The organism is Ralstonia pickettii (assembly GCF_030582395.1).
In the GTDB taxonomy this organism is placed as follows: Bacteria; Pseudomonadota; Gammaproteobacteria; order Burkholderiales; family Burkholderiaceae; genus Ralstonia; species Ralstonia pickettii_D.
Window position 1 is genome coordinate 1,743,899 of record NZ_CP104381.1, and the last position, 26,508, is coordinate 1,770,406.

The 26,508-nt window shown below is 63.3% G+C and carries 24 protein-coding genes; 8 read left to right on the top strand and 16 right to left on the bottom strand.

Annotated features, from left to right (window positions below; genetic code table 11):
* Positions 1-35: 35 nt before the first annotated feature.
* The 3 genes from N5B55_RS08350 to aceE all read right to left on the bottom strand — a co-directional run bounded on the left by N5B55_RS08350 (position 36) and on the right by aceE (position 5,242).
* Entirely contained in the window at positions 36-608 is a 573-nt protein-coding gene (locus N5B55_RS08350; protein WP_027681272.1) for an MFS transporter, read from the bottom strand.
* 105 nt (positions 609-713) lie between these two features.
* The gene (gene aceF, locus N5B55_RS08355) at positions 714-2,399 is read right to left on the bottom strand and encodes a dihydrolipoyllysine-residue acetyltransferase (protein ID WP_304537887.1); all 1,686 of its coding nucleotides are present in this window, start codon (positions 2,397-2,399) and stop codon (positions 714-716) included.
* A 152-nt stretch (positions 2,400-2,551) separates the two neighbouring features.
* Complete coding sequence (aceE, locus tag N5B55_RS08360) at positions 2,552-5,242, bottom strand: pyruvate dehydrogenase (acetyl-transferring), homodimeric type (RefSeq protein ID WP_012762105.1); 2,691 nt, start codon at positions 5,240-5,242, stop codon at positions 2,552-2,554.
* Between the two features lie 360 nt (positions 5,243-5,602).
* Between aceE and N5B55_RS08365 the strand changes: the two genes are divergently transcribed.
* From N5B55_RS08365 to hpaR, 6 genes are all read left to right on the top strand, one after another.
* Positions 5,603-8,131, top strand: coding sequence for a PAS domain S-box protein (locus tag N5B55_RS08365; protein WP_065856413.1), 2,529 nt, complete (start codon positions 5,603-5,605; stop codon positions 8,129-8,131).
* Positions 8,132-8,171: 40 nt separating this feature from the next.
* Entirely contained in the window at positions 8,172-8,807 is a 636-nt protein-coding gene (locus N5B55_RS08370) for a response regulator transcription factor (protein ID WP_065856415.1), read from the top strand.
* Between the two features lie 95 nt (positions 8,808-8,902).
* Positions 8,903-9,772: a bifunctional methylenetetrahydrofolate dehydrogenase/methenyltetrahydrofolate cyclohydrolase FolD gene (folD, locus tag N5B55_RS08375; protein WP_304537888.1), complete on the top strand. Its 870-nt coding sequence runs from the start codon at positions 8,903-8,905 to the stop codon at positions 9,770-9,772.
* 93 nt (positions 9,773-9,865) lie between these two features.
* On the top strand, positions 9,866-11,980 hold the full coding sequence (locus N5B55_RS08380) for a M3 family metallopeptidase (protein WP_304537889.1): 2,115 nt from the start codon (positions 9,866-9,868) through the stop codon (positions 11,978-11,980).
* Positions 11,981-12,130: 150 nt separating this feature from the next.
* Positions 12,131-12,940: an exodeoxyribonuclease III gene (xth, locus tag N5B55_RS08385; protein WP_012762108.1), complete on the top strand. Its 810-nt coding sequence runs from the start codon at positions 12,131-12,133 to the stop codon at positions 12,938-12,940.
* Between the two features lie 12 nt (positions 12,941-12,952).
* Entirely contained in the window at positions 12,953-13,417 is a 465-nt protein-coding gene (hpaR, locus tag N5B55_RS08390) for a homoprotocatechuate degradation operon regulator HpaR (RefSeq protein WP_009240802.1), read from the top strand.
* A 6-nt stretch (positions 13,418-13,423) separates the two neighbouring features.
* On the opposite strand, the gene hpaI is transcribed toward hpaR, so the two are convergent.
* The 11 genes from hpaI to N5B55_RS08445 all read right to left on the bottom strand — a co-directional run bounded on the left by hpaI (position 13,424) and on the right by N5B55_RS08445 (position 23,635).
* A complete protein-coding gene (gene hpaI, locus N5B55_RS08395; RefSeq protein ID WP_304537890.1) occupies positions 13,424-14,230 on the bottom strand; it encodes a 4-hydroxy-2-oxoheptanedioate aldolase in 807 nt (268 codons plus the stop codon).
* A 29-nt stretch (positions 14,231-14,259) separates the two neighbouring features.
* Positions 14,260-15,063: a 2-oxo-hept-4-ene-1,7-dioate hydratase gene (gene hpaH / locus N5B55_RS08400; protein WP_304537891.1), complete on the bottom strand. Its 804-nt coding sequence runs from the start codon at positions 15,061-15,063 to the stop codon at positions 14,260-14,262.
* Between the two features lie 3 nt (positions 15,064-15,066).
* On the bottom strand, positions 15,067-15,456 hold the full coding sequence (locus N5B55_RS08405; RefSeq protein ID WP_009240805.1) for a 5-carboxymethyl-2-hydroxymuconate Delta-isomerase: 390 nt from the start codon (positions 15,454-15,456) through the stop codon (positions 15,067-15,069).
* A gap of 10 nt (positions 15,457-15,466) precedes the next feature.
* On the bottom strand, positions 15,467-16,336 hold the full coding sequence (gene hpaD, locus N5B55_RS08410) for a 3,4-dihydroxyphenylacetate 2,3-dioxygenase (RefSeq protein ID WP_009240806.1): 870 nt from the start codon (positions 16,334-16,336) through the stop codon (positions 15,467-15,469).
* Between the two features lie 42 nt (positions 16,337-16,378).
* The gene (gene hpaE, locus N5B55_RS08415; protein ID WP_304537892.1) at positions 16,379-17,860 is read right to left on the bottom strand and encodes a 5-carboxymethyl-2-hydroxymuconate semialdehyde dehydrogenase; all 1,482 of its coding nucleotides are present in this window, start codon (positions 17,858-17,860) and stop codon (positions 16,379-16,381) included.
* Complete coding sequence (locus N5B55_RS08420; RefSeq protein WP_304537893.1) at positions 17,857-18,627, bottom strand: fumarylacetoacetate hydrolase family protein; 771 nt, start codon at positions 18,625-18,627, stop codon at positions 17,857-17,859. Before N5B55_RS08420 ends, hpaE begins: the two co-directional genes overlap by 4 nt.
* A complete protein-coding gene (locus tag N5B55_RS08425) occupies positions 18,624-19,376 on the bottom strand; it encodes a fumarylacetoacetate hydrolase family protein (RefSeq protein ID WP_154206918.1) in 753 nt (250 codons plus the stop codon). The genes N5B55_RS08420 and N5B55_RS08425 overlap by 4 nt, the downstream gene beginning before the upstream one ends.
* Positions 19,377-19,565: 189 nt before the next feature.
* Positions 19,566-19,856 carry a DUF1488 family protein gene (locus tag N5B55_RS08430; protein WP_009240810.1) on the bottom strand — a complete coding sequence of 97 codons (291 nt, stop codon included), beginning with the start codon at positions 19,854-19,856 and terminating at the stop codon, positions 19,566-19,568.
* Between the two features lie 531 nt (positions 19,857-20,387).
* Positions 20,388-21,818, bottom strand: coding sequence for an amino acid permease (locus tag N5B55_RS08435; protein WP_304537894.1), 1,431 nt, complete (start codon positions 21,816-21,818; stop codon positions 20,388-20,390).
* Positions 21,819-22,009: 191 nt separating this feature from the next.
* Positions 22,010-23,083, bottom strand: coding sequence for a DNA polymerase IV (dinB, locus tag N5B55_RS08440; RefSeq protein WP_304537895.1), 1,074 nt, complete (start codon positions 23,081-23,083; stop codon positions 22,010-22,012).
* A gap of 174 nt (positions 23,084-23,257) precedes the next feature.
* Positions 23,258-23,635, bottom strand: coding sequence for a hypothetical protein (locus tag N5B55_RS08445; protein ID WP_009240813.1), 378 nt, complete (start codon positions 23,633-23,635; stop codon positions 23,258-23,260).
* 315 nt (positions 23,636-23,950) lie between these two features.
* Between N5B55_RS08445 and N5B55_RS08450 the strand changes: the two genes are divergently transcribed.
* Positions 23,951-24,889 (top strand): aldose epimerase family protein, encoded by a 939-nt coding sequence (locus N5B55_RS08450; RefSeq protein WP_304539777.1) that lies wholly within the window; start codon positions 23,951-23,953, stop codon positions 24,887-24,889.
* Positions 24,890-24,898: 9 nt separating this feature from the next.
* On the opposite strand, the gene N5B55_RS08455 is transcribed toward N5B55_RS08450, so the two are convergent.
* A complete protein-coding gene (locus N5B55_RS08455) occupies positions 24,899-25,234 on the bottom strand; it encodes a carboxymuconolactone decarboxylase family protein (RefSeq protein ID WP_178960210.1) in 336 nt (111 codons plus the stop codon).
* A gap of 114 nt (positions 25,235-25,348) precedes the next feature.
* Between N5B55_RS08455 and N5B55_RS08460 the strand changes: the two genes are divergently transcribed.
* Positions 25,349-26,263 (top strand): AraC family transcriptional regulator, encoded by a 915-nt coding sequence (locus N5B55_RS08460; RefSeq protein WP_304537896.1) that lies wholly within the window; start codon positions 25,349-25,351, stop codon positions 26,261-26,263.
* On the opposite strand, the gene N5B55_RS08465 is transcribed toward N5B55_RS08460, so the two are convergent.
* Complete coding sequence (locus N5B55_RS08465) at positions 26,264-26,434, bottom strand: hypothetical protein (RefSeq protein ID WP_304537897.1); 171 nt, start codon at positions 26,432-26,434, stop codon at positions 26,264-26,266. It abuts the gene before it with no gap.
* Positions 26,435-26,508 lie beyond the last annotated feature (74 nt).

Genomic DNA, 26,508 nt, shown 5'->3' on the forward strand with positions numbered 1-26,508 from the left:
CGGCACCCGGCATCGCCCGGGCCCGCTGACGCTTTTCAATCCTGCAGACGGACTGTGTGCACTTCGATCGGGCCGCCCGAACTCTTGTCGAACTCCACGCCTGCGGATACGCCCACCTGGGCAACGTCCGCCGCCGACTTGCCCGGCATGTCGTACACCGCCGACATGGCCCCCAGCGCAAAATTGCGCCCGGAGCCGATGCCCCAGAAGCGATCGAACGAAAACACCTCGCGATACGAATAGACGCCGTAGATGCCGGTGGCGTTGGCGATCAGGCAGGTGATCTGCGACGACTCGTAAGGGTCATCGTCGTCTTCCTTGGTGTTGACGAAATACTCGTCTTTGAGCTTTTCGTGCACCTTCAGAAAGGTCCGGAAGACGTCATCGCGCGTGCCGAGGCGGCATTCATCGGCCAGCCCCGCCAGCAGGCTCCGCATGACCGGAAAGTGGGCCGTCGTGCCCGCCAGCGCGATCAGCGAATCGCCCACCTGGAAGATCTTCTGGTTCTGCTCGTAACCGCGCGCCAGGCGCGTATCGCCGAACGTCACCAGCGAATCGGCCGCAATCGCCACTTCGCCGTCTTTCTTGACCACCACGCACGTCGTCATGTCGTCCTCGCCATCAGTCCACTGACCAGTCCGCCGACCGCTGCAAACCCAACCGGGCCGGCACGCACAGGCCCGAAGCCAAATGCGTGCCGCGCCCGCGTGGGCTTACAGGCTGACGCGGCGGAAGTCCGCCAGCACGCTGGCCAGATACGCGTTGAAGCGCGCAGCCTCGGCGCCGTCGATCACGCGGTGATCGTACGACAGCGACAGCGGCAGCGTCAGGCGCGGCACGAACTGCTTGCCATCCCACACCGGCTTCTGATAACCGCGCGACAGGCCGAGGATGGCCACTTCCGGTGCGTTGATGATCGGCGTGAAATGCGTGCCGCCAATACCGCCCAGCGACGAGATCGAGAAGCAGCCGCCCTGCATCTGGTCCGGCTTGAGTTTCCCTTCGCGCGCAGCCTTCGAGAGGTCCGCCATTTCCTTGGCGATGTCGATCAGCCCCTTCTTGTCCGCATCGCGGATCACCGGCACCACCAGCCCGTTGGGCGTATCAGCCGCAAAGCCGATGTGGAAATACTGCTTGAAGACCAGGTTGTCGCCGTCCAGGCTCGCGTTGAAGGTCGGGAACTTCTTCAGCGCACCCACGACTGCCTTGATCACGAACGCCAGCATCGTGAATTTCACGCCGGCCTTTTCGTGGTCCTTGTTCATCTGCACGCGGAAGGCTTCCAGCTCGGTGATGTCCGCTTCGTCATTGTTCGTGACGTGCGGGATCATGACCCAATTGCGGTGCAGGTTCGCACCCGAAATCTTCTTGATGCGCGACAGCGGCTTCGGATCGACCGGGCCGAACTTGGTGAAGTCCACCTTCGGCCACGGCAGCAGGTTCAGCTCGCCGCCGCCAGCCGGTGCACCGGCGGCAGCCTTGCCCGGCGCCGCGGCTTGGCCGCTCATCACGCCCTTGACGTAGCGCTGCACGTCTTCCTGCGTGATGCGGTTCTTCGGGCCCGTGCCGCCCACGAGATTCACATTGACGCCCAGCTCACGCGCGTACTTGCGCACCGAGGGGCTGGCGTGGGCCGCCTTGCCGACCGTACCGACGGTGTCGGCGGTGTACGTAGCAGGCGCTGCGGCCGGAGCAGCCGCGGGGGCGGCCGCAGGGGCCGGGCTCGGTGCAGCGGCAGCCGGTGCGGCTGTGGGTGCCGGTACCGGGGCTTGCGCAGGTGCCGGCGCAGCGGCAGCACCGCCAGCACCCTCCAGCACGACGATCAGCGTGCCTTCCGACACGGCATCGCCCACCTTCACGCGGATGTCCTTGACCGTGCCGGCAGCCGGCGACGGCACATCCATCGTCGCCTTGTCGGACTCGAGCGTGATCAGCGACTGCTCGGCTTCCACCTTGTCGCCCACCTTCACGCTGATCTCGATCACAGGCACGTCGGTGTAGTCGCCAATATCCGGCACTTTCACTTCGATCGTGCCGCCACCAGCAGCAGCCGGCGCAGGGGCCGGCGATTGCGCGGCCGGTGCGGGTGCCGGTGCAGCAGCGGCCGGAGCCGGTGCGGGCGCAGCTTGAGGTGCGGGGGCCGGGGCGGCAGCAGCGCCCTGCTCTTCGAGCAGCAGCACCAGCGAGCCTTCCGACACGGTGTCACCCACTTTGATCTTCACTTCCTTGACGACGCCGCTCTTGGGCGAGGGCACGTCCATGGTCGCCTTGTCCGATTCCAGCGTAACCAGCGAATCCTCGGCGTTGACGGTATCGCCCGCCTTGACCAGCACTTCGATCACCGGGACGTCTTTGTAGTCGCCGATGTCCGGCACCTTGATTTCTACGACTTGACTCATTCTTCTGTCTCCAGAGGTCTGGCGGCGAGAGCATCCGGCGGCGGACACGCGTTGCCCCGCAGGCTACCGCATCGTGCTGGCAATTGCACGTTGCGGGAAGTCTGTCGGGGCGGTGCCCGGCCGGGACGCAACCCGCGCGCCCGGCGGCTCCGTTATACGGTCATCGGGTTGGGCTTGTTCGGATCGAGGTTGTACTTCTTCAGTGCCTCGGCCACCTTTTCGCGCGGCAGCACGCCTTCGTCGGCGAGCGCCTTGAGCGACGCGACCGTCACCCAGTAGCGATCCACCTCGAAGAAGTGGCGCAGCTTCTCGCGGGTATCCGAACGGCCGAAGCCGTCGGTGCCCAGCACCACGTAGCGACGCGGCACGAAGGCGCGGATCTGCTCGGCGAAGGTGCGGACGTAGTCGGTCGATGCGATAACCGGGCCGCGTGCGTTCTTGAGCAGCTTCTCGACGTGCGACTCGCGTTGCGGCTCGGTCGGGTTGAGCAGGTTCCAGCGTGCGATGGCGTTGCCTTCGCGGGCCAGCTCGGTAAAGCTCGGGCAGCCCCACAGGTCGGACTCAACGCCCCAGTCTTTCTTCAGCAGATCGGCAGCGGCAATCACTTCACGGAAGATCGTGCCCGAACCCAGCAGTTGCACGCGCGGTGCATTGCTGTTTTCGACGCCCTTCTTGAACTGGTACATCCCCTTGATGATGTCGGCCTCGACACCCGCCGGCATTTCGGGGTGCTCGTAGTTCTCGTTCATCACCGTCAGGTAGTAATAAACGTCTTCCTGCTCGACATACATGCGGCGCAGGCCGTCTTGCACCACCACCGCCAGTTCGTACTGGAAGGTCGGGTCATACGAGATGCAGTTCGGGATGGCAGCGTGGTACACGTGCGAGTGGCCGTCTTCGTGCTGCAGGCCTTCGCCGTTCAGCGTGGTGCGGCCAGCGGTGCCGCCCAGCAGGAAGCCGCGCGAGCGCATGTCGCCCGCGGCCCAGCACAGATCGCCGATACGCTGGATGCCGAACATCGAGTAGTAGATGTAGAACGGGATCATCGCCACGCCATGCGTGGAATACGACGTTGCGGCCGCGATCCAGTCGCACATGGCGCCAGCTTCGTTGATGCCTTCCTGCAGCACCTGACCCGTCTGCGATTCCTTGTAGAACATCAGCTGGTCGTGATCCTGCGGCACGTACTTCTGGCCTTCCTGGTTCCAGATACCAACCTGGCGGAACAGGCCTTCCATGCCGAACGTGCGCGACTCATCCGGCACGATGGGCACGACGTGCTTACCGATGTTCTTGTCCTTGAGGAGGATGTTCAGAATGCGCACGAAGGCCATCGTCGTGGACACTTCGCGGCCTTCACCGGTGGCCTTGAGCAACGCGTCAAACGCAGACAGCGCCGGAATTTGCAGCGCGTCGGCCTTCTGGCGACGGGCCGGCAGGTAGCCGCCGAGGTCCATGCGCGCCTTGCGCATGTATTCCAGTTCCTTCGAGCCTTCTTCGAACTTGACGTACGGAACGTGCTCGAGTTGGTCGTCGGCAACCGGAATGTTGAAGCGATCACGCAGCTTGCGGATGGCATCCACCGGCATCTTCTTCTGCTGGTGGGCGATGTTCATCGCTTCGCCGGCTTCGCCCATGCCATAGCCCTTGATGGTCTTGGCGAGAATGACGGTCGGCTGGCCCTTGTGGTTGGTCGCCGACTGGAACGCCGCGTAGATCTTGTGCGGATCATGGCCGCCGCGGTTCAGTGCCCAAATGTCGTCGTCGGACCAATCGGCCACCATAGCCTTGAGTTCCGGGGTGTTGAAGAAGTGCTCGCGCACATAGGCGCCGCTCTTCGACTTGAAGGTCTGGTACTCGCCGTCGACGCATTCCATCATGCGGCTCATCAGCAGCCCCTTGGTATCGCGGGCGAGCAGCTGATCCCAACGGCTGCCCCAGATGACCTTGATGACGTTCCAGCCGGCGCCGCGGAATTCCGATTCCAGCTCCTGGATGATCTTGCCGTTGCCGCGCACCGGACCGTCCAGGCGCTGCAGGTTGCAGTTGATCACGAAGACAAGGTTGTCCAGCTTTTCACGGCCGGCCATGCCGATCGCGCCCAGCGATTCCGGCTCGTCGGTTTCGCCGTCGCCCAGGAACGCCCAGACCTTGCGGTTTTCCCAGTTCTGGATCAGGCCGCGGCTGGCCAGATACTTGGTGAAGCGCGCCTGGTAGATCGCCATGATCGGGCCCAGGCCCATCGACACGGTCGGGAACTGCCAGAAATCCGGCATCAGCCACGGGTGCGGGTACGACGAGATGCCCTTGCCGTCCACTTCCTGGCGGAAGTTGTCGAGTTGCTCCTCGGTCAGGCGGCCCAGCAGGAATGCGCGCGAATACACGCCCGGCGCCGAGTGGCCCTGCACGAAAACCATGTCGCCGCCGTGCTTGTCCGACGGGGCGTGCCAGAAGTGGTTGTAGCCGACGTCATACAGCGTGGCCGCCGAGGCGAACGACGAGATATGGCCGCCTACGTTGGTGTCCTTGTTCGCGCGCAGCACCATCGCCATCGCGTTCCAGCGCGTGTACGAGCGGATGCGGTGCTCGATTTCCTGGTTGCCAGGAATGCGGTCCTGGTTCTCGACCGGGATCGTATTGATGTAGGGGGTTTCTGCGTGCAGCGGAGACGTCACGCCGTTGATGCGTGCGTACTCGATCTGCTTATCAAGAAGGAATGCCGCACGCTGCGGGCCCTCCGCGCCGATGACGCCTTGCAGCGCCTCCAGCCATTCCTTGGTTTCCTGGGGATCAGCGTCGCTGGCGCTCGTGGCACCCAGGACTTGTTCTGGTACGGCCGACATGGCGGTCTCCTTGGTAGCAGTAACGGTAGTTGCGTCTCTTGTGAGGCGCCCTCGGCTCGCACGTTTGCACGCGCGCAAGGACCACCCCGACTTTTGCGCTGATTCTATGGGCACCCGCAAATGCAGCACAAGCGGAATTTTCAAATTGCGATATGGTTTTTTATAATGTGGAATATTGCGGCGACGCAAAACAAATCACTTTTGACATTGCACTGCAGCATTAATTGAGCGCCCAGAACACCTCACCAAGCGGTTTCCCCAAGCGACCCGCAAGTTGATTGCCGTTACACTTAGTTTTGCGCAGTTGCACAGATGTCCACTCCCTTACCTCTGCAGAATTCCGGCGTTCGTCCGCCCATCATGCTTGCCCCCTCCCACGCTTCGCAGGAACCGGCCGCCAAATCCGAGCCGTCAACGCCTGCCGCGCCTGCGCCCATTTCCGTGAATACGCCGGAGCTCCCTTCCGACGAAGCCGTGCGTCCGAACGTCCCGCGCCGCCTGTGGCTGACGCGCCTGGGCCGCCTGTGGACGACCAACTGGTTCATGTTCATTCCGCTGGTGGCGATCGTCCTGTTTGCCGGCGCGATGATTTTCATCCTGTATCAGTTGCACGCCACGGAGGTGCAGCAGCAGCGCGACGCCCTCTACCGCGATGCCGCCTGGGCCGAGCAGAAGGTTCGCCTGTCCCTGCAGAGCAACCAGGATCAGGTGGCCGCCCTGGCGCGCGATATCGGTGCTGCGCAACTCGACCCGAGCGCCTATCGGGATGCCGCACGCCAGCTTCTGCGTGAGAACCCTGAACTGGTCTTCATCAATTGGCTGGATGCCACACGCCGCCCGCGCTGGGCGTTCCCGTCGACTTCCGAATTCACCGCGCGCGTGCGCGAAACGCGCGACCATCCGCTCGAACCTGAAATCCAGTCCGCCTACGATGCCGCGCGTGAAACCCAGCGCGCCGTCTACTCCCGCCCCATTCAGAACGAGCGCGGCGAGAGCTTCATGCTCATGGAAGTTCCGATCGTGCGCGACAACGAATTCCTCGGCACGGTCGGCGCCATGTATTCGGTCACGGGCATCCTCACGCAGCTGCTGCCCGGCGAGCTGACCGACCGCTACCGCTTCTCGCTGGTCGACAAGAACAACGTGGTCCGGGCCAGCACGTCGTTGCGGCCAGTGCCCAAGGCCGCCGCGTCTTACGAAGTGCTGCTGGATCCCCCGGGGCATTCGCTGTCGTTGCGGGCGGAGGCGTATCCGGCGCCGTCCAACCTGCCCAACAACATGCTGATGTGGCTGGTGGCCGGCCTCTCTTGCTTCGTGATCTGGAGCCTTTGGAGCGTGTGGCGCCACACCAGCCGCCGCTCCGAAGCGCAGCGCGCACTCCTGGCGGAAACGTCATTCCGCCGTGCCATGGAAAACTCCATGGTGATCGGCATGCGCTCGCTCGACCTCAACGGCCGCATCACCTACGTGAACCCCGCGTTCTGCCGCATGATCGGCTGGACCGAAGCCGAGCTGGTGGGGCGCATGCCGCCGTTCCCCTATTGGCCGCCAAACGAGATCGGCGAGATGCAGAAGCACATCGAGCTGACTCTGCGCGGCAAGGCGCCCGCCAACGGTATGGAATTGCGCATGATGCGCCGCGACGGCACGAGCTTCTATGCGCGGATGTACGTTTCTCCGCTGATCGACGCGCGCGGCCGGCACACCGGCTGGATGAGTTCCATCACGGACATCACCGAACCGAAGCGCGCCCGCGAAGACCTCGCCGCTGCGCACGACCGCTTCACCACGGTGCTGGAAAGCCTGGACGCGGCCGTGTCGGTACTCTCGACCGACAAGGCCGAACTGCTGTTCGCCAACCGCTACTACCGCCAGCTCTTCGGCTGGGAAGCGTTCGGCCATCTGCAGCTCTCCGGCAACGACGTCAACACCGAAGACGTTTCCAGCGATGCGCTCGACCTGGTGGACGCCTACGCCGGCCTGCCGGCCTCCGAATTGACGCCGCACGCCGCAGATGCACGTGAAATCTACGTGCCATCGATGCAGAAATGGTTCGAGGTGCGCCGCCGCTACATCCAGTGGGTCGACGGCCACCTCGCGCAGATGCAGATCGCCACCGACATCACCGTGCGCAAGGCCGCTGAAGAAATGACGCGCCAGCACGAAGAACGCCTGCAGTTCACCAGCCGTCTGACGACGATGGGCGAGATGGCCTCGTCGCTGGCCCACGAGCTGAACCAACCGCTGGCGGCCATCAACAACTACTGCATGGGTGCGGTTGGCCGCCTGAAGTCCGGGCGCAGCACGCCGGAAGAGCTGATCCCGGTGCTGGAAAAGACCTCCGCCCAGGCCGTGCGTGCCGGCACCATCATCCAGCGCATCCGCGGTTTCGTGAAGCGCAGCCAGCCGCAGCGGCGGGAGTCAGACCTGCGCGATATCGTGGCCGACGCGGTGGGCCTGGCCGAACTCGAAGCCACCCGGCGCGGCATCACCATCCTCACGCGCTTGCCGGGCGATCTTCCGCCCTTGTATGTCGATCCGGTGCTGATCGAGCAGGTGCTCGTCAACTTGCTCAAGAATGCCGCCGAAGCCATGGCCGCCCACCCGCGCCTGCGCGCTGCCAGCGTCCTGCGCCTGCACGCCAACCTGATCAACGATCCGGAAAATTCCGTGCTGATCGAGGTGATCGACCAGGGCCCCGGGGTGGACGACAGCACCAAGGAGCGGCTATTCGAGCCGTTCTTCAGTACCAAATCCGACGGCATGGGCATGGGGCTGAACATCTGCCGCTCCATCATAGAATCCCACCTCGGCAGGCTCTGGGTAGAAAACAACGCCGATGGCATCGGCTGTACGTTTAAAATCATCCTGCCGTTGAATCCGCTGTAGACCGTTTTTAAAACATAGAACGTAGACCGAGGACTCCTCCATGAGCACAACGCCCGCCGCAGTTGCGCCGCGCAACGAAACCGTGTTCGTCGTCGACGACGATGAAGCCATGCGTGACTCGTTGACCTGGCTGCTCGAAGGCAACGGCTACACCGTCCGCACCTACCGCAGCGCCGAAGAATTCCTGGTCGACGACAAGCGTGGCGAAGGCGTCGGCTGTCTGATCCTCGACGTGCGCATGCAAGGCATGAGCGGCCCCGAGCTGCAGGATCGCCTGGTGGCCGAAAACAGCCGCATGCCGATCGTTTTCGTCACGGGCCACGGCGACGTGCCGTTGGCCGTGTCGACCATGAAAAAAGGCGCGGTCGATTTCATCGAAAAGCCGTTCGACGAATCCGAACTGCGCGAGCTTGTTGAGCGCATGCTGAGCAAGGCCCGCAGTGAAGACTCGGTCGCCCGCGAGCAAAAGGCTGCCAAGGACCTGCTGGGCCGCCTGACCACACGCGAGCAGCAAGTGCTGGAGCGCATCGTCGCCGGGCGTCTGAACAAGCAGATTGCCGACGATCTGGGCATTTCCATCAAGACGGTGGAAGCCCACCGCGCCAACATCATGGAAAAGCTCAACGTAAATACGGTGGCAGACTTGCTGCGCCTCGCCCTGTCGCGCAACGCCTGATTCGGCCGCAGGAACGGTCCAGCGCTCAGCGGTGCGGCTGGAAGGGAGGCGGCGATTTATAATCGCGGTTTGCCCTCTCCCTCCTCCGCCCAGCCATGACCGCCCAACTCATTGACGGCAACGCGCTTGCCAAACAACTCCGCGCCGAGGCCGCACAACGCGCAGCGGCCCTGACCGCGCGCGGGCACCAGCCCGGCCTCGCCGTCATCCTCGTCGGTGACGATCCGGCCAGCCAGGTGTATGTGCGCAACAAGATCAAGGCGTGCGAAGACAACGGCTTTCTGTCCAGCTTCGACCGCTACCCGGCTGACTTGTCCGAAGCCGACCTGCTCGGCCGCATCGACGCGCTGAACCGCGACCCACGCATCCACGGCATCCTCGTCCAACTGCCGCTGCCCAGGCACATCGACAGCCACAAGGTGCTCGAGGCCATCGCGCCCGAGAAAGACGTGGACGGTTTCCACGTGGCCAATGCCGGCGCACTGATGACGGGCGCCCCACTGTTTCGCCCGTGCACGCCTTACGGCTGCATGAAGATGCTGGAATCGATCAACTACCCGGTGCGCGGCGCCAATGCTGTGGTGGTCGGCGCGTCGAACATCGTGGGCAAGCCGATGGCGATGCTGCTGCTGCAAGCCGGCGCCACCATCACGATCTGCAACAGCAAGACGCGTGACTTGGCCGCCCACACGCGTGAGGCCGACATCATCGTGGCCGCCGTCGGGCGCCGCAACATCATCACCGCCGACATGGTCAAGCCAGGCGCGGTCGTCATCGACGTGGGCATGAACCGCGACGACGCCGGCAAGCTGTGCGGCGACGTCGACTTTGCCGGCGTCAAGGAAGTCGCCGGCTACATCACGCCTGTTCCGGGCGGTGTCGGCCCGATGACGATCACCATGCTGCTGATCAACACCCTGGAAGCCGCCGAGCGCGCTGCTGAAGGAGCCGCGCTGGCGGCGTAAGCTTCACCCTGATCCAGTTGGAAACGGAAAAAGCGTCCCCACCTCTTGGATCGGACGCTTTTTTTGTCCCCGAAATTCTCTACCGAGCCCGCCATGACCGACATTTCGCCTAAGGTTGCCACTCCGGCCAACAATCCGCTGCTCGATTTTTCTGGTCTGCCGCGCTTCGCGGACATCCGCCCGGAACACATCACTCCGGCCGTCGACGTGCTGCTCGAGCGTGCCGCATCGGCGGTGGCGCAGGTCAAGGACCCGGCCACGCCCGTCAGCTGGAACACCGTCGTCACCGCACTCGAAGACGCGACCGAACCGCTGGGCCGCGCCTGGGGCATCGTCAGCCACCTGAGCGCCGTCGCCGACACGCCCGAGCTGCGTGAAGCGCATGCCGCCAATCTGCCGCGCGTGACCGAATTCTGGTCGGGCCTCGGCCAGGATCTGGAACTATTCGAGAAGTACAAGGCGATTGCCGATAGCGCGGAATACGCCACGCTGTCGCCCGCGCGCAAGAAGCTGCTTGAGAACGAACTGCGCGGTTTCCGCTTGGGCGGCGCGGAGCTGCCCGAAGACCAGAAGCCGCGCTTTGCGGCCATCCAGGAGCAGCAGGCGCAACTGACCAAGGCCTTCAGCGACCACGTCCTGGATGCGACCAACGCCTACGCACTCGTCATCGACGACGAAGCGCGCCTCGCCGGCCTGCCCGACGACGCCAAGCAGGCTGCACAGGAAGCGGCACGCCGCGACAATCCTGATGCGACCGGCTGGAAGTTCTCGTTGCACTTCCCGTCGTATTTCCCGGTGCTGCAATACGCGGACGACCGCGCATTGCGCCGCACGCTGTACGAAGCCAACGTCACGCGTGCGTCCGAATTGGGCGCGCAGTACGGCGGCGGCAAGGCCGAGTGGGACAACACCGCCAACATGGCCGAACAACTCACGCTACGCGCCGAAGAAGCGCACATGCTGGGCTATCGCAATTTCGGCGAAGTGTCGCTGGTGCCGAAGATGGCCGACTCGCCCGAAGAGGTGCTGCGGTTCCTGGGGGAACTGGCTGACCGCGCCCGTCCGTTTGCCGAGAAGGATTGGGAAGAGTTGCAGGCGTTCGCCAAGACCACGCTCGGCATCGACAAGCTCGAACCGTGGGACATGGCCTACGCGTCGGAAAAGCTGCGCGAAGCGCGCTACGCGTTTTCCGAGCAGGAGGTGAAGCAGTACTTCCCGGAACCTGCCGTGCTGGATGGCTTGTTCAACGTCGTGCAGACGCTGTTCTCGGTGAAGATCCTGCCGGAGGCGGCCGAGGTATGGCACCCGGACGTCCGCTTCTTCCGCGTCGAATCTGCCCAGGGTGAATTGCTCGCACAGTTCTACATCGACCTGTATGCGCGCGAAGGCAAGCGTGGCGGTGCATGGATGGACGACGCGCGCGGCCGCAAGCTGCTGGGCGATGCGGGTGTGCAAACCCCCGTGGCTTACCTCACCTGCAACTTCTCCGGCCCGGTCGGCAACAAGCCCGCGCTGTTCACCCACGACGAGGTCATCACGCTCTTCCACGAGTTCGGCCACGGCCTGCACCACATGCTCACGCAGGTGGATGAGCTGGGCGTATCGGGCATCAACGGCGTTGAATGGGATGCGGTGGAGCTGCCGTCGCAGTTCATGGAGAACTTCTGCTGGGAATGGGAAGTGCTCTCGCGCATGACCCGCCACGTGAATTCCGGCGAACCGCTGCCTCGCAAGCTGTACGACAGCATGCTGGCCGCGAAGAACTTCCAGAACGGCATGGCGACGCTGCGCCAGATCGTGTTCTCGACGTTCGACATGCACCTGCACACGGACTTCGACCCGAAGGGCGCGACGTCGGTACTGGAGCTGTCGCGCCAGATCAACAATCGCTTCCACGTGGTGCCCCAGGCCGAGTTGTCGCGCTGGCCGAACACGTTCAGCCACATCTTTGCGGGCGGCTATGCGGCGGGCTACTACAGCTACAAGTGGGCCGAGGTGCTGTCGGCAGATGCCTATGCCGCGTTCGAGGAGGCCAGCAAGCTGGGCGGCTCGGTGCTGGATGCAGAAACCGGCGCGCGCTATCGCCGTGAAGTGCTGGCCGTGGGCGGCAGCCGCCCGGCCATCGAATCGTTCACGGCCTTCCGCGGCCGCGCTCCCAGCATCGATGCACTGCTGCGCCATGGCGGCATGGTGGCGGAAGCCGCGTAACGGCCTGCTGGGCCAGCCGTGACAACGCCGCTTCGCGCTTGGTGCCGAAGCGGCGTTTTCATTCGGGCCCGCAGCACTTGATGGCACAATATCGCACCCCTGAACGGCGCCAAAGTGCGCGCCGTCGCCATTTGCAAGGACCGAGCCCTCATGCGCGTCGCAACCTGGAACGTTAACTCTTTGAAGGTGCGCCTACCGCACGTGCTGCAGTGGCTGGCTGAGCGCGAAGCCGACGCCACGCCCATCGACCTGCTCTGCCTCCAAGAGCTCAAGCTGCCCGATGACCGCTATCCGCTCGCCGAACTGGACGCAGCGGGCTATACGTCGTTGTTCACAGGCCAGAAGACGTACAACGGCGTTGCCATCCTCTCGCGCAAGGCCTCTGTGCCCGAAGGCCGCGATGTAGTGAAGAACATCCCGGGCTTTACCGACGACCAGCAGCGCATCGTGGCCGCCACATATGACGTGGACGGTGGCCCGGTCCGCGTGATTTCTGCATATATCCCAAACGGACAGGCGCTTGATTCCGACAAATTTGTCTACAAGCTGCGCTGGCTGGAAGCGCTGCAGGCGTGGCTGACGAGCGAGATGGCAGCAAACCCGCGGCTGATGCTGCTGGGCGACTTCAACATCGCCCCGGAAGATCGCGACGTTCACGACCCGAAAAAGTGGGAGGGGCAGAATCTGGTGTCGCCGGAAGAGCGCGCGGCGTTTCGTGCAATGCAAGCTGCGGGGCTGGTCGATGCCTTTCGCATGTTCGAGCAGGAAGACAAGCTGTTTTCGTGGTGGGACTACCGCATGTTCGGCTTCAAGCGCAACGCGGGCCTGCGAATCGACCACATCATGCTGTCGCCCGAACTGGCCAAGCTGTGCGAGTCGTGCCATATCGATCGGGTGCCACGCACGTGGGAACAGCCGTCGGACCACACGCCCGTGGTCGCCGCCTTGCGCAGCGCATAAGGAGCGCCCTGCATGGCTTCCGCCTTCAAGCACCGCAACCTGCCGCATCTCCTGCTGCGCGCGCGTGAGACCTTCATGGCGCGCTTTCGCCCGATCCTGCGCGAGCGCGGCATCACCGAGCAGCAATGGCGCGTGCTGCGTACGCTCAACGATACCGGCGACATGGAGCCCAACCAACTCGCCGATGCATGCCTGATCCTGAGCCCAAGCCTGACGCGCATGCTGGCGGCAATGGAGCAGTCCGAAATGATCGTGCGTACGAAGTCATCGGTGGATCAGCGCCGCCAGGTGATTTCGCTCACACCCAAAAGCCGCCAGTTCCTGGCCGACGTTGAACCGCAGGTGGATGCGGAATACGCGCGCATCGAAGCACAGTTGGGCCGCGCGCGGCTCGATGCACTCTACGCAGCCATTGATGAGTCGATCCAGGTCATGGAAACGCACACGCCCATGGGCCGCTTCATCGGCGACGAGTAATGCCCGTCAATACACACTTGTGGGGGGCTGGGGACTGGCTGCGTCGTCTCCCTTGAATGCCTTGGCCAGTTGCTCTGCGCTGCGCGCCAGCAACGTGACATCCGTGCCCACCGCAACGAACGTCGCACCCAGCGACAGGTAGTGCTTCGCCTGCGCCTGATCGGCCGACAGAATGCCCGCCGCCTTGCCTGACGCAACGATGCGTTGAATCGCGCCGTCGATCGCCTCGCGGACTTCCGGATGCCCCGGCGCCCCAAGATGCCCCATGGACGCGGCGAGGTCGCCCGGGCCAATGAAGACGCCGTCTACGCCGTCCACCGCAAGCATCGCGTCAAGATGCTCCAGGCTTTCTGCCGTTTCAGCCTGGATAAGCGTGCACATCTGCGCATCGGCCTGGTGGAGGTAATCGTCCACACGGTTCCAGCGTGATGCTCGCGCCAACGCACTGCCAACGCCGCGAATACCGTTCGGGGGATAGCGCATCGCTTCGACGGCGGCACGCGCCTCGTCGGCGTTCTGCACCATCGGCACAAGCAGCGTCTGCGCGCCGATGTCTACCAGGCGCTTGATCTCGACCGGATCGTTCCAGGCCGGCCGCACGATGGGATGCGAGGCGTACGGCGCAACCGCCTGCAATTGCGCAAGCGTCGATTGCAGTTGATTCGGCGCATGCTCGTTGTCGATCAGTAGCCAGTCAAAACCAGCCCCGGCCACAATCTCTGCCGGGTACGGATGCGCCATTGCGAGCCACAATCCAATCTGCGGCCGGCGCTCCGCCAACGCTCGCTTGAAGTTGTTCACCGGGAGTTGCATGGCCAGGACATCCTTTGGGCGTTAGACAGTTAGACGAAATGGCAGGCGATGCTGCCAAGCGGACCGTAGTCGCAATGGAATGTATCACCGGCCCGCGCGGGCACGGGCCGTGTGAATGAACCGCCAAGGATGACCTGGCCCGGCTCCAGTGCGACGCCGTGCGGCGCCAGCTTGTTGGCCAGCCAAACCACGCCGTTCGCTGGGTGGTTCAGCACGCCGGCTGCCACGCCTGTCTCTTCGATGACGGCGTTGCGCGAAAAGATGGCACTCACCCAGCGCAGGTCCACATCGCGCATGCGGATGGGACGGCCGCCCATCACGACGCCAGCATTGGCCGCATTGTCGGCGATGGTGTCAAACACCTTACGCGGGCGCCCGCTGTCAGGATCAATCGATTGTGAGCGTGCGTCGATGATCTCCAAGGCCGGTATCACGTGATCCACCGCGTCGTACACATCGAACAGCGTCACCTCCGGCCCCTCCAAGCGCCTGCCAAGCACGAAGGCGAGTTCCACTTCCACACGCGGCACGATGAAGCGGCTGGTGGGGATCTCGCTCCCCTCGGCAAAGAACATGTCATCGAGCAGCGCACCATAGTCGGGCTCGTCGATCTGTGAAGACTGCTGCATGGCGCGTGATGTCAATCCGATCTTGTGGCCCTTCAAGCGTCGCCCCGCTGCCAGCTTCATCGCAACCCATTCGCGCTGGATGGCATAGGCGTCTTCGATGGTGATGTCGGGGTGGTCAAGCGAGACCTGGCGGATCTGCCTGCGGTCGATCTCGGCCTGATGCAGGCGACGCGCGATGGTCTGGATGATCGTGGTGTCGAGCATGCGTCAAGCCTTGCGAAAACGCGCGTGGATGTTGTTGTGCTTGTAGCTGCCGCCCTCGTCGAACTCGGTCAACTCCATCGACAGCGCCAGATAACGGCGCGCAAAGGCCTGCGCAAAATGTGCCTTGATCGCCTCGAACAGCGCGTCGCAGGCGGCCTTCTTGACCTCAGGCGTGCGACCCCCTGCGATTTTGAACGTGACGTGAACGAAAGCGTCGTCCTCTTTGCCGTCGGCCACGCGGTACTCGGTCAGCTTGATGGCGCGCGAGCGGATACCGCCAGTCGGAAATACGCCGTTCTGCGCCATCAGCGTTTCGTTCATCGCTTGCAGCAATTCCGGAATGCGGGCGTCGTCGCCCAGGTTGTCGGTGTATTCGACAATGACGTGCGGCATGGCGACCTCCTCAGGCTTCAACTTGTTCACGTCCGGGCAGCGGGAAGATCGCGTTGATCTGGCCAGTGCCGGAACTGGCGAAATATTCGGTGACGACTTCGATGCCCCTGTCATAGGCATCCCAGCCAAGCAGCCCGAGCAACATGGCTGTGTCGTGCATGCCCCCCTCGCCCTCGCACAGCGATGCGTACTCGGGCAGCATCGCGCAGAAGGTCTTCCAGTCGCCCTGCTTCCAGAGCTCGACCACGCGCAGGTCGACTTGCCTGAAAAACTCGCGGCTGATCTGGTGGATGGATTCTTCGGGGCTGCCGTTGTCGTTGAAACGGTGCGAGAGCGATCCGCTGGCGAGAAATGCGACGGTGCTGTCGCTGGCCACGATGGCCTCGAGCAGCGCTGCGCCGAAGCGGCGGCTTTCTTCCAGTTGGTGCCACGCGCACCACCCGGCAATCGACACGACCTTGAAGTGCTGGTCGCTGTTCATGTACCGCATCGGGACCAGCGTGCCGTATTCGAGTTCGAGGCTGTTGATCTCGTGCGCACGCGTGAACACGCCGCGCGCCGTTGCCGTCTCTGCAATCAATCGACCCAGCCCCGGATTCCCGGGATACGCATATCGCATGTCCTTGATGAAATGCGGCAGCTCGTTGCTCGTGTAGACGCCTTCGAAGCGTGCATTGCAATTGACGTGGTAGCCGGCATTGACGAGCCAGTGCACGTCAGACACGACGATGGTGTCCACGCCCAGATCGCGGCAACGCTGTCCGATGATGCGGTGGCCCTCGATGGCCGCCTCCCGGCAGCCATGGTGCTTGCCCGGCAGTTCTGACAGGTACATCGACGGCACGTGGGTGATCTTTGCGGCCAAGGCCAGCTTGCCCATGGTGTCTCCTTCCGCCCTCGTTATGGTGCGTCCGGCGGCGCGTCAAACGCCCCAGCGCGGGATATGGTGGCTGCCCATCGAGATACAGACATTTTTGATTTCGGCAAACACCTCGAGACTGTACTCGCCGCCCTCACGCCCGGTACCGGACGCTTTGACACCGCCGAAAGGCTGCCGCAGGTCGCGCACGTTCTGGCTATTGACGAAGACCATGCCGGCTTCGATCCCACGCGCCACACGGTGCACCTTGCCCACATCCTGCGTCCAGATGTACGAGGCCAGACCGTATTCCACGTCATTGGCCAGTTTCAGGCCATCGGCCTCATCCTTGAACGGGATGAGGCAAGCCACGGGGCCAAAGATTTCTTCCTGCGCCACCCGCATCCGGTTGTCGACATTGGCCAGCACCGTGGGCGCCACGAAGTTGCCGTTCTGCAGGTGGCCGGGCAGGCCAACGGGCTTCTCCGCGCCGCCGGCCAGAATCTTCGCGCCTTCCTGTTCACCCAGACGGATGTAGCCCGTAACCTTCTCCCAATGCGCGCGCGTGATCATCGAGCCGACATGGGTCTTCTCGTCCGCCGGGTCGCCCACCACAAGCCGCTTGGCACGTTCGGCAAACTTGCGCACGAAATCGTCGTAGACGCTTTCTTGCACGAAGATGCGCGAGCCGGCCGTGCAGCGTTCGCCGTTGATGGAGAAGATGGTGAACAGCGACGCATCCAGCGCGCGATCCAGGTCCGCATCGTCGAAGACCAGCACCGGCGATTTGCCGCCCAGCTCCATCGAGAATTTCTTCAGGCCGGCGCGCTCCATGATGCGCTTGCCGGTCGTCGTACCGCCGGTGAAGGACACCACCCGCACATCCGGATGACGCACCAGCGCATCGCCGGCCGTGGCGCCATAGCCTTGCACCACGTTGAGCACACCGGGCGGAATGCCGGCTTCCAAGGCCAGGCGGCCCAATTGATCCGCTGTCAGCGGCGACAGCTCCGACATCTTCAGCACGGCCGTATTACCCAGCGCCAGGCACGGAGCGACCTTCCAGGTGGCGGTCATGAATGGCACGTTCCACGGCGAGATCAACGCGCAAACGCCCACCGGCTGATACAGCGTGTAGTTGAGCATCTGGTCATCGACCGGATACGTGCGGCCATTGACCTGCGTGCACACCTCAGCGAAGAAATGGAAGTTATCGGAAGCGCGCGGAATGAGCTGCTTGCTCGTCTGCGCGATCGGCAGGCCAGTGTCCATCGTCTCCAGCGCGGCCAAGTGCGGCACGTTCTGCTCGATCAGCTCGCCGAGTCGGCGCATCAGCTTGGCGCGCTGCTTGGCCGGCGTGTTGGCCCAGGCCGGAAATGCCGCCTTGGCCGCCGCTACCGCCGCGTTGATCTCCGCCTCACCGCCCGATGCCACCTCGGTAATGGCCTCGCCCGTGGCCGGATTGGTCGTGACGAAACGCTCGGCACTGTCGACCTGGCGGCCGTCGATCCAATGCTTGACTGGGTCCATGTTGACGCGGCTCATGCGGGCTCCTTGTTCGGTTCTTCGGCAACGATGGTGCTTACCAGCCGGCCGATGCCTTCGATTTCGGTGATGACTTCGTCGCCGGGTCGCGTGTCAGCCAACCCCTCGGGCGTGCCGGTGAGAATCATGTCGCCAGGGCTGAGCGTCATGAAGCTGGAGAACCACGCGATCAACGTCGGAACGTCGAAGATCATGTCGCGCGTGTTGCCTTCCTGCGTGACACGGCCGTTGACGGTGGTCCGCAGTGCCAGATTCATCGGTTCAGGCACATCGTCTCGGTCGACCAGCCATGGGCCGATGGGCGTACAGGTGTCGCGGCTTTTCACCCGCAGGTTCGGGCGGTAGTAGTTCTCGAGATAGTCGCGGATGGCGTAGTCGTTGGCCACCGAATAACCGGCCACGTATTCATAGGTGTGCTCGCGCGGCACATCGTGCGCGGTCTTGCCGATGACCACGACCAGCTCGCATTCGTAGTGCATGAATGCAACGCCAGCCGGGCGCACGGTGTGGGCGCGGTGGCCGATCAGCGTATTGGGCCCTTTCAGGAACGCAAGCGGCTCCTCGGGCGCCTTGAAGGCCAGCTCCTTTGCGTGGTCGGCGTAGTTCAGGCCCAACGCGAAAACCGTGCGCGGCACCACCGGCGGCAACCAGACGACCTCGCTTTCATGCAAGACGCGGCCGTCTGCCAGTCGCAGGTGGGAATCGTCGCCGGGCATGGCCGCGGCTTGATGGATCGCGCCGTCATAGGCAATACGCGCGTGCTTCATCGCGAGGCCTCCTGTGCGTGGCGGATCAGTGCTGTCGTGAGCGTGCCGATGTGGGCGATATCGATATCGATGCAATCCCCTGCCCGCGCCAGCGGCGGATGCTCCGGCATGCCAACGAGCAGCACGTCGCCCGCTTCGAGCGTCATGAAGGCCGTCACGTCGGCAAGGAGTTGCGCGATAGGCCGCACCAGCGTCGATGTGTTGGTACGTTGCTTGATCTCGCCATTGATGCGCACGGCAATATCCAGCGCATTGGCGTCCGGCACATCGTCGCGGTCAACCATCCATGGCCCCATCGGGCAAAAACCATCGCGGCACTTGTGGCGGATCGCAGGCCGGTAGTAATTCGCGTGTGGCACGGTCAGGTCGTTGACGATGGTGTAGCCGGCGATGAAGTCTGCAGCGCGCCGCGCAGGCACCCGCGTGGCAGTCCGCCCAATCACCACGCCGAGGCAAGCACCCGCCCAGACGCCATCGACATCTGCCGGCAGCACAACATCATGACCATGGCCGATACGGGTGTTGGCGGGCTTGAGATACAGAATGGGCGCCTTGGGCGGTGCCTGGTAAGGCGGCGCAGACAGCGCGTCACCCAATGCATCGAGTTCTCCGCGGTAGTTGAGCAAGGTCCCGACGACCGTGCCTTCGACCGGCGGCAGCCAGTGCCAGGAATTTGCGGGTTCCACGGAAGACGAAAACACGGTTTCCCGTATCCGGCCGTCCGGCAATATCACTCTGGCTCGCCGCATTGCTCGTTCTCTCTCTCACATAATTAACATGTTAATCATCTGGTCGGATTGCGGTCTTGTCAAGTCGGGAAAATGCGGCGCCATGAAAAAAGCCGGTCACAGGGACCGGCTTTCTTCAGGCGGCGGACACGGTGTCCGCCATGCAGAGTCATCGGCCAAGCCGATGTCTACGCGAGCAATCGAACGGACTCAAACCACGGCTATATGCGCGCGCTTGACCACGACCGGTTGCGGCAAATCCTCCAATCCGTGAGATCGCTGCACGCCGTCAGCAATCAGTACGCGCGCGGCATCCTGGATCCGCTCTTGACCAGCCTCGAAGGCTGCCTGAAGCGACAACACCTGATCACCTTCCAGGCCCTCCCAAAGCGCCTCACGCGTTGCCACGCAAGTCACCTTTTCGCCGTCGACGAGTGCGTCGAACAGCAGGCCTTCGTTGTTGATGTCGTACGCCTCTTTCTTTTCGAACTTGATTTCCATCGTCAAAGCCCTCCGATTGCAATGGACAACAACGCACACGCTGTTGCGTGGAAACCGTGCGGGGGGGCCGGCAAGGTTTCGTCAGACATTGTGTCTGGCTGCGCAAATCATTTTAACCACAGCTTGCGATGCACGTGCGAGCGCTATTCGCAGCGCAGCAGCCAGCGAGCGGCGGCTTGAAGCCGCCATCCCAGGCGGCATCAGGCCTTGGGAGGCCCGCGGTCGAAGCTATGCTTTTTTGTCAGGGTCGCGCACGTGCCCGCTGAGCAAAGCAAAAGGCACATGCAAGGCCCGTGCCGGATACGAAGCCTAAGTGCGCGCGCTAATGCAACCACACGGATTGCGACACCTTGATGTCAGTGCCGGAAGCGCTGAAAACCGTGCCCTATAAAGTGCGCTGATTGAACGCAATACACCGGCGTTGTAATAGTTTCTCGCCGACTGAGGCCAGTTCTGCTCAGTCGGCGGCCCGAACGACAGTGTTTGGCTGCGTGGCAGCCATGTCGTCAGGGAATGGGCGCGCGTTTTTGATCAGTGCACCGTCTCGGAAACCGGTGCCGGTCCGGGCTCCAAACCGTGCAGCAGCGAACGACGGCGCGCGTAGCCGAAGTACACCACCAAGCCAATCAAGACCCACACCACAAATGCGATCCAGGTGACAGCCTGCAGTTGGCTCATCAGGAACAGGCACAGGCCGATCGCCAGCAGCGGCACCACTGGCACGCCAGGGCAGCGGAAGCCGCGATGCAGGTCCGGACGGGTCCGGCGCAGCACCAGCACGGCCACGGCGATCAACGAGAAGGCGGCGAGCGTGCCGATGTTGATCAGTTCAGCCAGCACATTGAGCGGAACAAATGCGGCGATCAGCGCAAAGACAATCCCCACCACCCAGGTGTTGAGGAACGGCGTCGAGTAGCGTGGATGAATGTGCGACAGACGCTTGGGCAGCAGGCCGTCGCGCGACATGGCGAAGATGATGCGCGTCTGACCGTACGCCATCACCAGGATCACGGTCGTCATGCCAATGATGGCGCCCAGATCGACAAAGCCCGCCACCCAGTTTTCACCGGCCACTTGGAGCGCCAGCGACACCGGGTGATCCACGCCCGCAAACTTCGCGAACGGCACGATGCCCGTCATGATCGCGGCCACCACCACATAGAGGATCGTGCACACCGCCAGCGAACCAATGATGCCAATCGGCAAATCGCGCTTGGGATTGCGCACCTCTTCGGCCGCGGACGTCACCGCGTCGAAGCCGATGAACGCGAAGAACACGATGGCCGCAGCGCCAAACACGCCCTCCATGCCGAACGGCATGAACGGCTGCCAGTTGGCCGGCTGCACATGGCGCACACCCACGACGATGAACAGCAGCACCACCGTCACCTTGATGGCCACCATGATGTTGTTGGCGCGGGCCGATTCGCGAATGCCAAACGACAGCAACGTCGTGATGAGCAGCATGATTACCAGCGCCGGCAGGTTGAACAGAGTCTGCACGCCCGGAATCGCGCCAGGCGCGGCCGTGAGCGCCACCGGGAGATGCAGGCCGAAGCCTGAAAGCAGCGACTGGAAATAGCCGGACCAGCCCACCGAAACAGCCGATGTGGCCAGGCCATATTCGAGCATCAGATCCCAGCCGATGATCCAGGCGACCAACTCGCCCATCGTGGCGTAGGCATACGTATAGATGGAGCCCGACACGGGAATGGTCGAGGCAAATTCGGCGTAACACAGCGCGGCAAAACCGCAGGCCAGCGCCGCGACGATGAAAGACAGCGTGAGCGCCGGCCCCGCTGTCAGCGCGCCGGTGCCGGTCAGCACGAAGATACCGGTACCGATGATGGCGCCGACACCAAGCAATGTCAGGTCGAGGGGTCCGAGGACTTTCTTCAGGCCGGTATCGCTGTGGCCCGCGCGGATCATGTGATCCACGTTTTTGGTGCGAAACAAACTCATTGACTGCGTCTCCTGTCTGCGTGCGGCCGAATGTGACGGCATGCACTGTCGCGCACGTGTGATGCGCGGCGGCGGATTATGCAAAAAAGCGGGCATTCTACCCGCAGGCGACATTCCGCCCTTCTATCGCCATGATGCAGACAGGAAAATAGGACAATTCGTACCCGATTGGCGGGTCGAGCGGTTCAATCTCAATCGGCGGCAGCAGGGTCTTCGGCAAACAGCGGTTGCTGGCGCGCATGCGCGTCGGACTCGTATAACCGCACGCCCACGCCCAGCAACCGGACGGGAATGCCGCGACGCTCAAACCCTTGCGCGAGCAATTTGGAGAACACCGGCAAGGACACCTGCGGCGAGATGCATTCCACCGTCGTGCCACGAAAATCGGCAAAACGAAGCTTGACGTAGGTTTTGTGGATCATGTTGCCGGCGCGAGCGCGCTCGACGCGGGCGGCCAGCTGCTCGACGAGAACGCTCAGCTCACGCTGGCAGTCATCGAGCGTGCGCAGATCGGTGGCGTAGGTTTCTTCCACGCTGACTGATTTGCGGATCTGCGAAGGCTGCACTTGCCGATGATCGATGCCGCGGCAAAGGTCATGCAGCCGGAAACCGAACACCCCGAAATGCTGCTGCAAGCGGTCGGTGCCCCAGGCGCGCAAGTCGCCGCAGGTCTCCGCGCCGAGGCGACGCAGCTTGGCCGCCGTCACCTTGCCCACGCCGAACAGGCGGTCGACGGGCAACTCCGCCACAAACGCGTCGATCTGCTCCGGCCGCACGACGAACAGGCCATCGGGCTTGTTCCAGTCACTGGCAATCTTGGCGATGAATTTGTTGGGTGCAACGCCGGCCGATACGGTAATGCCGATCTCTTCGCGCACGCGGCGGCGGATGTCTTCAGCGATGCGGGTGCCGCTGCCCGCGAGCAACGGGCTGTCGGTCACGTCCAGATACGCTTCGTCCAGCGAGAGCGGCTCCACCAGCGGCGTATAGCTGTGATAGATGGCGAAGATCTGGCGCGCGACCTGGCGGTACTTCTCCATGGACGGCGGCACGATCAGCAAGTCCGGGCAACGCTTGACGGCCTGCGCCATGGGCATCGCCGAATGGATGCCGAACTTGCGCGCTTCGTAGTTGCAGGTTGCGACCACGCCGCGGCGCTCAGGCCGCCCACCGATGGCCAGCGGCTTGCCAACGAGGCGCGGATCGTCGCGCATCTCGATGGCAGCGTAAAAACAGTCGCAGTCGCAGTGGATGATCTTTCGCACGGCACAAGGCCAGAACCGGCTGCGGGAGGCAGCATCGGCGTCGGGCTTGCTCGTTCAGGAGGAACGCAAGCGTATCAGCTTCCAACGGCTGCGCATGCAAGGCCGCGCAACAATGCATTTCGCCGATATTGCGACGCAACATCGGCGAATGAGAGGAGCAGAAGAAAAAGCGGCTTAGCGTCCGATATCGTGCGCCACCGCGCCGAGTTCGTCGTTCAGCGCGCGTTGCTCGTCTCCGGACAAGCCGCCGCGATGCTGGCTGGCCATGTCGTTGGCTTCCTGGCGAATGCGGCGCAGGCGGTCTCGCAGGCCGTCTGCGCGGTACGGATCGATGTAGCCCTCGGATTGGCGAACGTCGACACGATGGAATTCTTCCGCCAGGCGGCCCTGCACTTGATCAAAGCGCGCGCGCGGGTCCACCGGTGCAGGCGCCGGAACCGGAACCGGCTCACGCACCACCACCGTTCGCGTGGGCTGCGTCGGCGCCACGACACAACCGGCCAGAGAGGCCGCCAGTACAGCGCACAGGGTCAGACGCGGAAGAATCGACATGTTTGGGCTCGTATCGTTGTTGTAGAAACGCGCAGTCGCGCGAGAACTGGCGCTTATCTTACGAACCGCTTGCCGCAAAGCTGTGACGATTGGTAACAGCAGATTACCGCCGCGACCACTCCGGTGGCTCGACTGGCGGCGGTGGCTCATCGGGCGATGGTAGATCGGGTGGGATCCCCGGCGGTGAAGGCTCATCGGGTGGGGGAACAGTATGTGCGGGCAGCACGCAATTGACGGACATGGTTTCCCTCCGGGCAAAACGCATTGACAATCTAGTACGCGATTCCCATGCCAACAAGCCACCTTGCCCTGCCTATGTACGACCTGCCCACCGCCAGCTTCCAGGACCGCACGCTCATCCGCATTGGTGAGCCCCACGCCGAAGGCTCCATGCTGCTGCTCGCGCCGGAGGCCGGCGGGCGGCTGGTGCGCTGGCGCCATCGCGGCGAAGACATTCTCTTTTGGCCCGAACCGGCCGATTGGACAAATCCAGCCAAGGTGCGTGGCGGCAATCCGCTGTTATTCCCCTTTATCGGCCGACATTTCGTCGACGGCGAAGTCGGCCGCTGGCGCGACGCGCGCGGGCAACTTCACGAGCTGCCGCAACACGGCTTTGCACGCGACTTGCCGTTCGAGGTGGAAGACGCAAGCGACGCGCACATCGTCCTGCTGCTGCGCGACAGCCCCCAGACGCGTCAAGGCTATCCGTTCGCCTTTGAGTTTCGCGTGACGTACCGGCTGATTCACGATGGGCTGGAGGCGACCTTCTCCGTCAAGCATCTGGATGAAGGCGACGCGCATGCCACGATGCCGTTCTACGCTGGTCATCATTTCTACCTGGCGTTACCGCATGCGTTGCGCGGCGCGACCGAACTCTTGATGCCGCCGTCGCGGCTGTCGCGACAGCTGCCGGATGGGAGTCTCGACCGACCCGAGCCCGGCCGCGGGAACTACCAGCTCGACGACCCGGCGCTGCAAGACCGCTATCACCTGCTCGATGCAGCTGGCGCTGCAACGCTGGTCATTCCGCCGCACCCGGGAGCACCGCTCGGCCGTCGCATTCGTTTCGAAGTCGACGGCGCGCCGGTGCCCTGGCACGCCATCACCACGTGGACGGAAAACGCCACGTCGGACTTCTACTGCGTCGAACCATGGATGGGCCTGCCGAATGCAATCCACCATGGCGAAGGCCTGCACCTGCTCGCACCCGGCGAGGCGCGGCAAGCCACCTGCCGTCTGCGGATCGCCCGGTAGCCTACGCGCTCAGGCCTTCTCGTAGGCCTGCACCGCATCCATCACGCGCGCGGAATACACCAAGGCTGCCCCGGCATTGAGCGAGATCGCCACACTCAGCGCGTCGGCAATCTCCTCGTGTGTTGCGCCGTGCTTGAGCGCCTCGGCGGTGTGCACCGTGATACAGCCGTCGCAGCGCGTGGTCACCGCCACGGCCAGCGCGATCAGCTCACGCGTCTTCGCGTCAAGGCTACCCGTCGTGGCAGCCGACAGCGTCTTGTAGCCCTTGACGGTGTCCGGCGTGATCTGACCAATCTCGCCAATGCGCCCCAGCAATTCCTTCCGATACTCGACCCAGTTCAGCATGATGTGCTCCGGTGGTGTGGCGCTAACCCTGTGTCGGCGCCCTTGGAAAGAGTATTGTCTTGATGCGTGATTCGTTGAATACTCAATCAACGCAATTTCTGTCGAAATCGTCTCATGGACGCGCTCAGTCAATTCATTCAGCTCACCCGGCCGCAGGCCAGCCTCGATTTGCGCTGCCTGTTCCAGGGGCGATTCTCGATCCCGCACGCTCCGGATCCGAATGGTCAAGCGCCGTTCCACCTCGTGCTGTCAGGCTGTTGCCGGGTCGACACCGGCGGCCGCACGCTCACGCTGCGCGCGGGCGATTTCATCCTGTTTCCGCGTGGTGAAGCACACACAATTCACGACCCGGTCAGCAAAGAGGCGCCCACCGCCAAGCCACGCACATCGCACGACGGCATGCTGCCGCTTCGTCAAACCGGCCGGGGCGCGGCTGACGTCGATCTGCTTTGCGGCCGCTTCGTTCACGAGCACGGCTCGACCACGCTGCTTGTGCGCACGCTGCCCGATCCGTTGCATGTGTCATTGACTGATAGTGCGTCATTTACGGCGCTGCAAGCACTCATTGGGCTGATGCGCGACGAAGCCGAAACGCGCGCACCGGGCGCGCTGGCGATCGTCACCTCCCTGAGCCAGGCTTTGCTGACGATGGCCCTGCGCGCCTATGGTCAGCGAGAAAACGCGAGCCCAGGCACGTTGACGCTGCTGTCGGACGCGCGCCTCGGCCCCTCCATACAGGCCATGCTCAGCGCGCCCGAACGTGCGTGGACCATCGACGCCCTCGCCGATCTGGCGGCCATGTCACGCGCTACCTACGCGCGACACTTCAAGGCGCGGGCAGACATGACGGTATGGGATTTCCTCACGCGTGTGCGCATGACGCTGGCCTGCGAAACGTTGGTCCATACAAGGCTCAGCGTGGGCGAAATTGGCACACGTGTGGGCTATCAATCGGAGGCGGCGTTCGGCAAGGCGTTCAAGGAGCAATTGGGGATGACGCCGGCGCGGTATCGAAGGTGGATTGATTAGTCATCCGTAGAAAACCGCACACTCACTGCCGCTAAAGCTTTCGATGCGTGCACTTCTTCGCAGTGCTTTCCGGTAGGAAAAATCATCCGCGATGAGATCAACGAACGGCTTAACGTGGCTCACAGCGAGTTCGGCAAGAACGGCCCGCACGTTCTTCTTGTTCTCGAGCACGTTCGTGACGCGACTCCTAATGTGGGCGCTCGGATTACAGGGACTACAGCGCACTCGAGCGCGGGGTTTTCTTT